The 12,330-nt window shown below is 60.1% G+C and carries 12 protein-coding genes; 1 reads left to right on the top strand and 11 read right to left on the bottom strand.

The features are described from left to right. Positions 1 to 2 precede the first annotated feature (2 nt). Positions 3 to 512: a methylated-DNA--[protein]-cysteine S-methyltransferase gene (locus OS242_RS05460; protein ID WP_267150644.1), complete on the top strand. Its 510-nt coding sequence runs from the start codon at positions 3 to 5 to the stop codon at positions 510 to 512. Positions 513 to 555: 43 nt separating this feature from the next. On the opposite strand, the gene OS242_RS05455 is transcribed toward OS242_RS05460, so the two are convergent. The 11 genes from OS242_RS05455 to OS242_RS05405 form a co-directional block, all read right to left on the bottom strand. Then, positions 556 to 1,836 (bottom strand): MFS transporter, encoded by a 1,281-nt coding sequence (locus OS242_RS05455; RefSeq protein ID WP_267150643.1) that lies wholly within the window; start codon positions 1,834 to 1,836, stop codon positions 556 to 558. A gap of 17 nt (positions 1,837 to 1,853) precedes the next feature. After that, on the bottom strand, positions 1,854 to 3,080 hold the full coding sequence (locus OS242_RS05450; protein ID WP_267150642.1) for an ATP-grasp domain-containing protein: 1,227 nt from the start codon (positions 3,078 to 3,080) through the stop codon (positions 1,854 to 1,856). Beyond that, positions 3,077 to 4,513 carry an ATP-grasp domain-containing protein gene (locus tag OS242_RS05445; protein WP_267150641.1) on the bottom strand — a complete coding sequence of 479 codons (1,437 nt, stop codon included), beginning with the start codon at positions 4,511 to 4,513 and terminating at the stop codon, positions 3,077 to 3,079. Before OS242_RS05445 ends, OS242_RS05450 begins: the two co-directional genes overlap by 4 nt. Before the next feature lie 20 nt (positions 4,514 to 4,533). Next, the gene (locus OS242_RS05440) at positions 4,534 to 5,295 is read right to left on the bottom strand and encodes an SDR family NAD(P)-dependent oxidoreductase (protein ID WP_267150640.1); all 762 of its coding nucleotides are present in this window, start codon (positions 5,293 to 5,295) and stop codon (positions 4,534 to 4,536) included. Between the two features lie 37 nt (positions 5,296 to 5,332). Further along, on the bottom strand, positions 5,333 to 6,115 hold the full coding sequence (locus tag OS242_RS05435) for an SDR family oxidoreductase (protein ID WP_267150639.1): 783 nt from the start codon (positions 6,113 to 6,115) through the stop codon (positions 5,333 to 5,335). Positions 6,116 to 6,177: 62 nt separating this feature from the next. Then, entirely contained in the window at positions 6,178 to 6,870 is a 693-nt protein-coding gene (locus OS242_RS05430) for a cupin domain-containing protein (protein WP_267150638.1), read from the bottom strand. A 6-nt stretch (positions 6,871 to 6,876) separates the two neighbouring features. Further along, positions 6,877 to 7,470, bottom strand: a complete 594-nt coding sequence (locus OS242_RS05425) for a type 2 periplasmic-binding domain-containing protein (protein WP_267150637.1) — start codon at positions 7,468 to 7,470, stop codon at positions 6,877 to 6,879. 115 nt (positions 7,471 to 7,585) lie between these two features. Continuing rightward, positions 7,586 to 8,878: a 3-phosphoshikimate 1-carboxyvinyltransferase gene (gene aroA, locus OS242_RS05420; RefSeq protein ID WP_267150980.1), complete on the bottom strand. Its 1,293-nt coding sequence runs from the start codon at positions 8,876 to 8,878 to the stop codon at positions 7,586 to 7,588. A 5-nt stretch (positions 8,879 to 8,883) separates the two neighbouring features. After that, positions 8,884 to 9,984 (bottom strand): 3-dehydroquinate synthase, encoded by a 1,101-nt coding sequence (gene aroB, locus OS242_RS05415; RefSeq protein ID WP_267150636.1) that lies wholly within the window; start codon positions 9,982 to 9,984, stop codon positions 8,884 to 8,886. Continuing rightward, a complete protein-coding gene (gene aroC, locus OS242_RS05410; RefSeq protein WP_323372907.1) occupies positions 9,981 to 11,138 on the bottom strand; it encodes a chorismate synthase in 1,158 nt (385 codons plus the stop codon). The genes aroB and aroC overlap by 4 nt, the downstream gene beginning before the upstream one ends. A 96-nt stretch (positions 11,139 to 11,234) precedes the next feature. Then, positions 11,235 to 12,317: a bifunctional 3-deoxy-7-phosphoheptulonate synthase/chorismate mutase gene (locus OS242_RS05405; RefSeq protein WP_267150635.1), complete on the bottom strand. Its 1,083-nt coding sequence runs from the start codon at positions 12,315 to 12,317 to the stop codon at positions 11,235 to 11,237. Positions 12,318 to 12,330 lie beyond the last annotated feature (13 nt).

Raw genomic sequence — 12,330 nt, 5'->3', positions numbered from 1 at the left:
AGATGGCACGAGGCGAGACGATTTATTTTGCGCCCTATCAGCAGGGGGACTGGTCGCTGTATCTGGCGGGAACGGAGCAAGGCGTGTGCGTGATCACGTTGCCGAATGAGTCGTTTGCCACGCTGGAGAAGTGGGCGGCGAAAAAAGCACCGGGCGCGGTGCTGGTCGAGGATCGGGAGCGGCTGGCGGAGTATGCGGGGCAGTTGGACGAGTATTTTGCCGGGGAGCGGTCGGAGTTTGCGATGCCGCTGGATCTGCGCGGGACGCCGTTTCAGGTGGCGGTGTGGCAGGCGTTGCTGGCGGTGAAGGCCGGGACGACGCAGACGTACTCACAGATCGCCGAGTCCGTGGGACGAGCCAATGCGGTGCGGGCGGTCGGAGCGGCCATCGGGGCCAATCCGGTGCCGATCGTTGTGCCCTGCCATCGGGTGATCGGCAAGGACGGATCGCTGACCGGGTTTCGCGGGGGACTGCCGGCCAAGCAGGTGCTGCTGGCGTTGGAAGATCGATAGGAAAAGCCCATCGGTACAAGACCGATGGGCTTTTTTTGTGCGATCAGGCCGTGGTGTCCGAGGACGGGGCCGTGGCGAGGCTGTGCTTGGATGCAGCGTTGACGTAATATTTGCCGGCCAATGTAAAGATGATCGGCAGCACGAGCAACGCGATGATGGCCAGATAGGCATTGGTGACGTCCTTTTCCCCGATGTAGCCGATCAGGAGGGAGAAGAGGGTTGCCGAGCCGAGGCTGATCATGTTGATCGTGGTCATCGTGCGGCCGATGTACGCCGTCTCAACGTGTTGGTAGACGAGCGTCTTGGAGAGCACCTTGACGTTGCCGACAAACAGGCCGAGCACGATGTACATGATGAAGGCGAGCACGTAGTGCGTCTGCATGGAGAACAGCAGCACAGAGACGGCCAACAGGACCAACGAGGCGACCAGATAGCCCGGGATGCCTTTTTTCTTGGAGAGCCAGAGGCAGACACCTGCGGAGAGCAAGGAGCCGATGCCCGCGCCGCTCGATACGAGGCCGAGCGTGAACTCGTCGCCTTTGAGCACTTCAAAGTTGAACGGGCCGACCAAGATGTTGACGCCGGAGAAGAAGGGGAACGAGATGCAGGCTCCAAGGGACAGATAGAGCACGCCCTTGTGTTGCAGCAGGTAGCCCCAGCCTTCTTTGATGTCGTTCAGGAAGAAGCGCAGGCCGAGCTTTTTGGCCGGCTGACCCGCAGCGGCTGCCGGAGCGGCGACCGGTTTGTAGATCGCGAAGATCCCGAGGTACAGCAGGGCGCCGATCAGGTAGGTCGACGAGGCGACGATCAAGGTGATCGTCGGACCGGTGAACTGGATCAAGATGCCGGCGAGCAGGCCGGAACTGAGCAGACCGACTTGCCACGCCGCCTGGGTCAGCGAGACGCCCTGCATGTATTCTTCTTCGGACAGGGCTTCTTTCAGCATGCTCTCCGTGGTCGGGGTGAGCAGATGGAAGACCAGATAGCTGACGAAGATCGCCACGTAGAGCACCTGGGTCGAAAACAAGTCCATGAAGAACAAGATAGCCAGAGCCAGCATGCAGACAAAGCGGATCAGGTTGCACCAAAAGGCGACTTTCGCCTTGTTGAAGCGGTCGATGATCACGCCGCCAAACGGAGCGAGAAAGACGGACGGCAACATCGTCATCATGATCATGAAGGAGATCGCCATGACCGAGCCGGTCTCTTTTTGCATGAGCACGATGTTGGTCAGGCCGAAGATCCCTTCGCCAAACAGGCCGATCAGAGAAGCGAAGAAGAAGTTGCGGAAGACTTTGTTTTTCAGAATGCCAAATTTGTTCATCTCAGCGCGTCCTCAGCCTACGCCTTGACGGAGGACAGCGGTTTGTACTCCATGTCAAACAGGTCGATGGTTTTGCGGAATGCGTCTTCGATCTGAGCGCGGGACTCACCGCGGAACATGAAGCGGCCGCTGATCTTCACGTAGCCGCCGTTGCCGTCGAGGACATCGCCCGGCTGCGCGAGGATCTCTTTGATCATGCCGTCGACTTCGTTGATCAGGCTCTTGTTGCGGATGACTTCAACCGGGGTGTCGCGCGGTTCCGGGATCAGGACGTAGCCGCCGCACGGATGGCGCTGCTCGACTTTGATGCCGTCGAACAGACCCAGTTCGATCTTCAGCCATTCTTCGCCGATGTGGACACCGTAGACGTCCTGCGTTTGGAAGGCGAACTCGCCGCCGCTCAGACGTGCGCCGATCTCGAGGAAGACCGGTTCGTTGCCGTTTTTCATGATGATCTCCAGATGGAAGGCGCTGTTTTCCAACTCCAGAGATTTGAGCACTCTCTTGGTGAACTCGCCCAACTGTTCGCGGATCGCCGGGTCGTCCTCGATGATCGAGCCGACCGGGTTGCCCGACAGGAAGCCAAGGCAGTCGTTGAAGTAACGGGAGACGGAGAGGAAGACGATCTCGCCGTTGTGGGTGACGCCGTCGGTGTGGAAGATCGGGCCGGCAACAAACTCTTCACATTCGTAGTCGGAGAAGTCGATCTTCGGCAGTACGGCATGCAGTTCTGCTTCGGTGTTGATCTGGTGGACGCCGTGGCTGGAGGCGCCGCTTTTCGGCTTGAGGATCAGCGGGAAGCCGATCTCTTTGCTGAAGGCGATGACATCATCGGGCGTTTCGCAGTCGATGAACTTCGGCGCACGAATCCCGTCTCGCTCCATGCGCTTTTTCATCTCGACTTTGTCGCGGTACATTTTGACTTGATGCTCTTGCGTACCGACGATGCCAAACTCGGTGCGCAGGATCGCCGCCGGGGTCAGGTCGAGCTCGGACATCGCGATGAGGCGGTCGATGCCGCCGTATTGATCGATCACTTCGCGGCAAGCGGCGCGCAGTTCTTCAATGTCGGTCATGGTGGTGAATTCAAAGACGCGGCTCGCTTGGTCGATGTAGCTCTCGATGCCCTTCTTGCCGTCGGGATTGACGAAGTAGATCACGCGGTTTGCCGCATGGTCGATGACGTTTTGGAACTGCATGAAGCTGTTGTTCCAGCGGTGCATAATGATGATGGTCTGGCTCATCGTTGTGCCTCCTTCTCTTTCTTGGGGGTCAGTTTCAATACGGAACGAGTGCGGATGTTCAGCAACGAGCGGCGCATGTCTTCCGCGTTGCTGGAGATCAGATCGACCGCTGCGACGGAGTGCAACACTTCAAAGAAATCGTTGACGTTCAGCTCGGTGCCTTTGCCAAGGGAGCTGAACGAGGTGATCTGCGTGTCGCCGACCAACAGTTCTTCCGGGATCTCGATGGAGTCGAACAGCAGGACCGTCTCGTCGCCGTCCACTTCCAACTGGTCGCGGAAGTCGGAAAGGAACAAGTGCACGTTGCCCGAGGAGCGGATCGGTTCTTCGAGCAGGGTGTTCGGCAGCAGGTCCGATTGACCGTTGCAGAGCAGTTCGACCAGCAGTTGCGGCGCGTCCACGCCGAATGTGGTCTTGATCTGCGGGATGACGTTCCAACCCGGGAAGCGGGCGGCCGACTCGATGACGCCTGCTTGGCGGTTTTTCATCAGCTTGATCTCGGTGTGGGTGGCGCACCATTGCAGGCCGAGGCCTTCGCACGCCTTGCGAGCGGTGTCGACGATGATCGCACGCGCTTCTGCGTCGAGCGAGGTCGGCATGATCTGGGTGGTCTCGATAAACGGCGGGATCAGCCCCCCTTTATCGGTGATCGCCAGCGGATAGTAGGTGCCGTCGACCATCAACCCTTCAATGGAGACGTAATCGCCGAGCCCGTCGGTGTCGTACCAGTCGTCCCCTTTGCCTTCGAGGAAGGTCTCGAGGATAAACGGTGCTTCGAAGGTGACGGAGTCCGGCACCGGGATGTTTTTCAGCTGTTCTTGGACTTCGAGGAAGAGCTGGCTCGGATCGACCGACCCGTCGATTTTGCGCACGCCGATGGACGAGGCGAGGTAGGACGGTTTGAGGATCGCAGGCAGACCGACTTCTTGCAGGCCAGCCTCAAAGTCGGCGAGGGTGGTCACGCGGCGGCTCTTGATCGCGGCGACGCCCGATGCGTTGAAGCTCTCGCGCATGAGGTTTTTGTCGCGGGAACGCTTGGCCGCTTCGCTGCCGGCACCGCGCAGGCCGAGCTCTTCGCAGGCGATCGCCATCGGGACGACAAACAGTTCGTTGTTGGTCGTGATCGCGTCGACTTCGAACAGGCGCGCGACGCGCTTGATGTCGTCGGCGACCTGACGCTCCGATTTGGTGAATTCACCGTCCGCCCAGTAGATGGAGGTCGGATGCTCGTAGTCCTCGACCGTTTGGAGGAAGTCGGTGTCTTTGAGCACGGCGACCGAGTATTGCTCCATCAGTTGGGAATGTCCGACGGTCAGCGCGAACGGGCGCGGGACGTAGCTGTAGACGTAAAATTTTTCAGCAAGGCTCTTGTAAAACATATGAGGAGGGCAACCGCCCAGATCTGCGATGACGAGTACTTTCTTTTTCTCCACGTTTCTCTTCCTCTCTGTTGTTAAATCGCGGTGTAGCCGCCGTCGACCGTGAGGGCCGAGCCGGTGATGAAGGAAGCTTTGTCTGAAGCAAGGAAGAGGATGGCGTTGGCCACGTCTTCCGGGGTGCCGAGGCGGCCGATCGGATTGAGCTTGGCCTTTTCCTTTTTGATCGCTTCCAGGTTTTCAGCTCCGATGGAGGCGTTGGTGAACGGCGTGTCCACGATGCTCGGGCAGACGCAGTTGCAACGGATGTTGTGCTTGGCATAGTCGATGGCGATCGATTTGGTGAGCATCAGCACGCCGCCTTTGGTGGCGTTGTAGGCGGCGATGTTCGGCCATGCGACAAGGCCGGATACGGAGCAGACGTTGACGATGGTGCCGCCGCCTTGCTCAAGAAACACGCGCAGGGCATGTTTGGTGTTGAGAAAGACGCTGGTCACGTTGACCGCTTGCATTTTTTCCCACTCGTTCAACGGCATCTCGTGAATCGGCGTGGAGATCTCAATGCCGACGTTGTTGACCAGCACGTCCAAGCGGCCGAAGTGTTCGACGACCGTGCGGATCAGGTTTTCACAGTCGGCTTCCTTGGAGACGTCCGCATACAGGAAGAGCACGTCGTGCCCGGCGTCACGCAGTTCGGTCGCGTATTCTTCGCCGGCGGCGCGGTTGAGGTCGGCCAGTGCGACTTTCGCCCCTTGGATGACAAATTCTTTGACGGTTTGACGGCCGATGCCGGATGCGCCGCCCGTTACGATCACAACTTTGTTCGCATGTTCGCTCATGATATGGACTTCCTCTCTTTTTTTGTCAATGGTGTGGTTAGACGCTCTTGAGTTGACCGCCGTCGACGGAAAACTGCTGTCCGGTGATATAGCCCGATCCCTCCGACGCGAGGAAGCCGATCAGCGCCGACACGTCTTCCGGCGTGCCGATGCGCCGCACCGGGATGTTCTCAATGAACTCCTGTTCCACTTCATCGAAGGTGATCTGTTTGCGGGCGGCGATCCGCTCCACGACACCGTAGTAGCGTTCGGTGCGGATGTTGCCGGGATGGACGCAGTTGACCGTAATGCCGTCTGCAGCGAGTTCGAGGGAAATCGATTTGCTTGCGTTGACGATTGCCGCATTGATTAATCCGTTTACAAACATTTCGGGAATGGGCTCTTTTCCGGCATTTCCGACTATATTAACAATCCTACCATGACGGTTTATGTTCATCAATACGCAGGCACGTTTAATGTTTTCAAGGTAAGTAACGAGCTTGTCGTTGACACTTCCCTGCAGATCCTGTATCGGCAGGTCTTTAAATTTGATCGGCATCGCGCCTGGAATGCTGTTGACCAGCACGTCCAAGCGGCCGAAGCGTTGCTCAATCTCTGCGAACAGTGCCTCGCGCAGGGCAGGGTCGGTGTTGTCGCCGGCGATGGCGACCGAGTCCGGGCTGATAGCTTGGATCTCGGCCAGCACGCCGTCCAGCTTTTCTTGACGGCGGGCGTTGAGCACGACGGTAAATCCGTCTGCTGCCAAGCGACGGGCGACGGCATGGCCGATGCCGCTGCTGGCTCCGATCACCAGTGCGACTTTGGATGTGTGATGGTTCATGGATTCTCTTCCCCCAAAATTAAGAAATGAGGAGGCTTTTGCAAGCCTGTCCTCATCTGTGCTTATTTGTTTTTCTTCAGTTCGTGCAGGTTGTAGCGGGGCGGCAGGAAGACGTTGATGGAGCGGGCTGCCACGTCGAACGGGTTGACGGCGCTGTGACGCTCGCGTGCGCCGCAGAAATAGCTGTCTCCCACTTTCATCATGTGGGTTTCGTTTTCGATGACCATCGGGTAGGAGCCGCCGATGCAGATGCCGAGCTGCTCGTTTTTGTGTTTGTGATCCGGCATCTCACCGCCGTTTGCCGGGATGTCGGCGATCATCAGCTCCATCCAGTCTTCGAGGAAGAAGGTGACTTCCATGCCCGGAATCAGGTCGCGGGTGTTGTATTTTTCGCGGAAATAGCCTTCTGCGTGCGTGTAGTTCTCGCCTTCGCGGAACCGCTTGATGTCGATGGCGATCGTTTCGCCGTCCGATTCGTTGACCGCTGCGTGCGGGCAGAACGGCGGTGCGACGTAGATCTCGTTTTCTGCGGTCATCACGCGGGTGACGCCGCCGACGGTCATCGTCAATTCGCCTTGGACGACCATGCCGATCTGCACTTCTTGGTGGTCGTGCATCGGGACGGATGCACCCGGCGGGATGTAGGAGAACTTGATCTCGGTGTCACCGCGGACGGTGCTGTAGGTGCGGATGCCGGTTTCGGATACTTCCAGAGTGGCTTCCGGGAAGAAGAGGCTGTTTTTCGTTGTCGTCATTGTGATTCACTCCTCCAGTTTTCCATGCTCTTTTTGAAAGACGGTCCAACTCATCGGGATGCGCTTGAACTGTTTGACGAACTTCAGGCCGTACACATCAGCCGCCTGCTGATTGGTGACGGCGAGGTTGGTCTCGAAGTCGCGCACTTGGCGCGCCGCTTCGCTGGTCGAACTGACCAATTTAATTGAAGGGTCGCGTTGGAGATAATACTGGATCAAGGGCACAGGGGCCGGGTGGGACACGATGACCTCGCTGTCGAGCATCGCTTCGTCAAATTCGAAGTCATCCCGCACCGCCAGGCCGTAGAGCGGCGTGTCGGCGCGGAAGATCTCGTCGACCACCAGTTCCGGGTGCATGTAAAAATCGTTGATCTTGGGATACGCGTGCGGCACGATGACTGCGTCCAGCTTTTCGGTGAGCAGTTCTTCAATGCAGGACTCAAAGCTGTCAAGCAGCGAGAGTTCACACGCTCGATTCGGGTACAGATGTTCAATCGCGTAGTTCGCAGCCTGTTCGCTGCTGGTCCCGACGGGACCGAGCGTACCGATTCTCAGCATCGGCGCTTGGGAGGTGGACATGCTGGCCGATAAGGTGCTCATAAATCAATTCACCTGCCGATCAGTTTTATTTGATCCGTATACAATTTGAATGAAATAAGGGAACTTGATTTTAATTATGTTCATCTTAAGTTGATGTGTCAACGTCGATGTTTCGCTAGGTTGTTTGTTTGTCAAAGGAGGCCAGCAGGTCGCCAAATCCGGGGAAGGAGACGTCGACCGACTCCCAATCGCAGATCGTGGTCGCGCCGTCTGCGACCAGTCCGGCCACGCTCATCGCCATCGCGATGCGGTGATCGTGATAGGTCTCGATCTCCGCGCCGCCGCGCAGTCGGGTGCGGCCGGTGATGCGCAGACCGTCGAGAAGTTCTTCGACCACCGCGCCAAATTTGCGAAGTTCGGCGGCGGTGGTGGCGATGCGGTTCGATTCTTTCACTTTTAATTCTTCGGCATCGCGAATCTCGGTGACGCCCGCCGCTTGGGTGGCGACGACGGCCAGCACGGGGATCTCGTCGATCAGTCGCGGAATCAGCGAACCGCCGATGGTGATGCCGCGCAGCTCGCGACCGCGCACGCGCAGATCGGCCACCGGTTCGCCGCCGGATGTCCGCTCGTTTTGCAGGTCGATCTCCGCACCCATCTCGCGCAGAGCGTCGAGGATGCCGGTGCGGGTCGGGTTGATGCCGACATTGCGGATGATCAGGTCGGAGCCGGGCAGGATCGCAGCGGCGGCCAGCAGGAACGCGGCCGAGGAGATGTCGCCTGGCACGTCGACATCGGTCGCGCGCAGGGTAGAGCCGGGCGGCACGGTGATGTAGCCGTCATCGGTGGTCCGCACGTCGACGCCGAACGCCAGCAGCATGCGCTCGGTGTGGTCGCGGCTGGGCTTTGGCTCGCGGACGGCGCTGCCGCCTTCCGCAGAGAGACCGGCCAGCAGGACGGCCGATTTGACCTGGGCGCTGGCGACGGGTGAATCGTAGCGGAGCGCACTCAGGCGGCTGCCGCGAATCGAGAGCGGGGCGAGGCGGCCGTTCTCCCGGCCGTCGATCACTGCGCCCATCTCACGGAGCGGTTCGGTGACGCGTCCCATCGGGCGTCGTCTGATCGAGGCGTCGCCGGTGAGGGTGATGTGGAACGGCTGACCGGCGAGGATGCCGAGCAACAGCCGTGTGGTGGTGCCGGAGTTCCCGGCGTCGAGCACGTCTTCCGGCTCTTTCAGTCCATGCAGGCCGACCCCGTGCACGATCAGTTCGGTCGGCGACAGTTGGTCGATGGTCACGCCCAGTTGGCGCATGCACTGGACGGTGCTCAGGCAGTCGGCACCGGGGAGAAAACCGGTGATGCGCGTCTGTCCTTCGGCCAGCGCGCCGAACATCACGGCGCGGTGGGAGATCGATTTGTCACCGGGGACGGTCGTTTCTCCCGTCAGGTGGCGGGCAGGTTGTATGATGTGGTTCACGATGGCTCCCTCCGATCTTCGATGACCTGGCAAATAACGGCTTCGTCGACGCGGCGGACGACCTCCGCCTGACCGATCTCCCGGCAGAGGACGAAAGTCAGCGATCCGCCGACCGCTTTTTTGTCTTGACGCATCGCGGCGATCAACTCGCCTGCGGGCAGGTCGCGCGGGATGCGGACGGGCAACCCCGCCCGGCTGAGCAAGGCGATGATCTCATCGGCATCGGTACGGGCCATCAGGCCGAGGGCGACAGACAGGTCGGCGGCGGCAGCCATGCCGATGGCGACCGCATCGCCGTGGGTGAACGTGCCGTAGCGGGCGAGGCTCTCGACCGCATGGCCGAGCGTATGGCCAAAATTGAGCAGGGCGCGCTCGCCGGTCTCCCGTTCGTCTGCGGAGACGATGGCCGCTTTGATGCGGCAGGAGCGGGCGAGCAGTTCGGCGAGGGCCGCATCGTCCCGCTCCAACAGCGCATCGAGCGAGTGACCGATCCACCGGAACAGGGCGGCGTCGCGGATCACGCCGTGTTTGATCGCTTCGGCGAGGCCGGAGCGCATCTCGCGCAGGGGCAGCGAGCGCAGCGTCTGCGTGTCGTAAAGCACGCAGAGCGGCTGGTGGAACGCGCCGATGACGTTTTTGGCTTCGGGCAGATTGACCGCCACTTTGCCGCCGACCGCGCTGTCGTGAGCGAGCAGGGTGGTCGGAAGTTGCACAAAGTCGATGCCGCGCATGTAGGTGGCGGCGACAAATCCGGCCAGGTCGCCGACCACGCCGCCGCCGAGCGCGAGGATCACGGAGCGGCGGTCCAATCCGGCCTGATACGCGGCGCGCAGGGCGGTCTCGGCATGGGCGAGCGTCTTCGATGCTTCCCCGGCCGGGATCGTGTGCACAGTGGTCTGATAGCCTGATGCGGTCAGCGCTTCCAACGCAATGTCAGCCAGTCCGGTCGCTTGCACGTTCTCGTCGGTGATCAGCAGGTGACGGGAGGAGACGGACACTTCGCAGCCGCGCAGGAGTTCGCCGAGCGTCTGCAAAATGTCGGCTCCGATCACGATGTCATACGCCCGTGTCGAAGTGCTGACACGCTCGCGGATCATCGTTCGTTCACCCGTTTCAGGTAGGCGTCGAGGTTGTCTTGGATCTCTTCGACCGAATCGCCGCCGAATTTCTCCAAGAATGCCTGAGCGAGCGTCCAAGCGACCATCGCTTCGCCGACGACAGCCGCCGCCGGGACGGCGCAGACATCGGAGCGTTCGATGGTGGCGCGATACGATTCTTTGGTTCGCATGTCGACCGATTCCAACGGCTTGTACAGCGTCGGGATCGGCTTCATCGCAGCGCGCACGATGATCGGCTGGCCATTGGTGACGCCGCCTTCGATGCCGCCGGCGCGGTTGGTCGGGCGGTGGTAGCGGTCGTCACGGTGGTTGATCTCATCGTGGACGAGCGAGCCGGGGTGGCGGGCTGCGTCAAATCCCATGCCGATCTCCACGCCTTTGATCGCCTGAATGCTCATCAAGGCTTGGGCGAGGCGGCCGTCGAGCTTGCGGTCGGGCATCGCGTAGGAGCCAAGGCCAACCGGAACGCCGGTGACGATGATCTCAAAAATGCCCCCCAGCGTGTCGCCCGCTTCCTTGGCGGCGGTGATCGCTTCGATGATCTGCGCTTCCGCCTCCGGGTCGGCGACGCGGACTTCGGAGCGTTCGGCGCGCTCGGCGATCTCCGGGATCGTGCCGTCGAGGCGGTCGACTTTGATCGGGCCGAGTTCGACGACGTGACTGTACACGTCGATGCCAAATCGGTGCAGCAACTGACGGGCAACCGCGCCGCACGCGACCATCGTCGCGGTGTTGCGGGCACTGGCCCGTTCGAGGATGTTGCGGATGTCTTCTTGGTTGTATTTCAGAGCACCGGCCAGATCGGCGTGACCCGGGCGGGGCTTGGTGATCTCGACGACGCTGTCGGGAGCGTTGCCTTCGATGGCCATTTTTTCCGACCAGTTGCGCCAGTCTTTGTTGTGGATCAGCAAGGCGATGGGGGTGCCCATCGTCCGTCCAAAGCGGATGCCGCTCTGCACATCCACGCGGTCAGTCTCGATCTTCATCCGTCCGCCGCGGCCGAAGCCCTGTTGGCGGCGCCAAAGTTGGTGATCGATCTCCTCGACCGAGACGGGCAGATTGCTCGGGATGCCGTCCAAGATGGCGGTCAGTGCGGGACCGTGCGATTCGCCGGCCGTCAGATATCTCAACATCGCTTCCAAACTCCTTCTGTAAACAAGTTGATGACGTCATGAGGAAAAGGGCGCTGAGTGACTGCGACTCGGTGCGCCCTTTTCGAAGTGCGGGGATTAGACCCCGACGGGTACAGACAGGTAGCCGGACTCACGCAAGTTGTTCATGATGTTCGAGAACTGAGGCAGGTCGAGCTGTTGGTTGGCGTCAGAGAGCGCCACTGCCGGGTTGTTGTGAGTTTCGATGATCAGGCCGTCCGCTCCGACAGCCAGTGCTGCTTTGGCAATCGGGAACATGATGTCTTTGCGGCCGGTGGAGTGCGAGACGTCCACGACGACCGGGAGATGCGATTCTTGCTTGAGGATCGGCACAGCCGAGATGTCCAGCGTGTTGCGGGTGGCTTTCTCGTAGGTGCGGATGCCGCGCTCGCAAAGGATGATCTGCGAGTTGCCGCGCGACGCGATGTATTCGGCCGCGTTGAGGAATTCTTCGATGGTGGCGGACAGACCGCGTTTGAGCAGAATCGGCTTGCGCACCGAACCGGCCGCTTTGAGCAGCTCGAAGTTTTGCATGTTGCGGGCGCCGATCTGGATGATGTCGATGTATTCGCACGCCATCTCGACGTCTTCCGGTGCCACGATCTCGCTGACGGAGTACATGCCGTGCTTTTTGGCTGCGTCGCGAAGGATCTTCAGACCTTCCACGCCAAGGCCTTGGAAGTCATACGGCGACGTGCGCGGTTTGTACGCGCCGCCGCGCAGGATCTTGATGCCTTCTTTGCTCAGGTGAGCGCCGACAGCGTCCATCTGCTCGACGTTTTCCACCGAGCACGGACCTGCGATCACGAACGGCGTGCCGTTGCCGACTTGGAAGTCGCCGACGCGGACGACGGTGTCTTCCGCTTGGTGTTTGCGGGAGATCAACAGGCTCTTTTTCTCCGTCGCTTTCGGGGCGTCGCCCGCTTGGAAGATCTGTTTGAACAGAACGCGTACTTGCTCTTCCGTGATCGGGCCGCGATTGGCTGCGACCAGGCTGTCGATCATCGATTTGTCGGTGAGCGGTTCTGTGCAACCGAGTGCACTCGCGAGCACGTCATCGTACTGTTTTTTCAAAGCAACCCGCTGGTTGATCAGGTTCAAAATCTCTTGTTGCACCGTCTCAATCTGCGTCTGCAGGGCTTGCAAGTTCTCTCCACTCATCTTTTTACTCCTC

It is taken from the genome of Tumebacillus lacus, from assembly GCF_026410385.1.
GTDB classification, from domain to species: domain Bacteria; phylum Bacillota; class Bacilli; order Tumebacillales; family Tumebacillaceae; genus Tumebacillus; species Tumebacillus lacus.
This window is presented reverse-complemented; position numbering and strand designations above follow the sequence as displayed.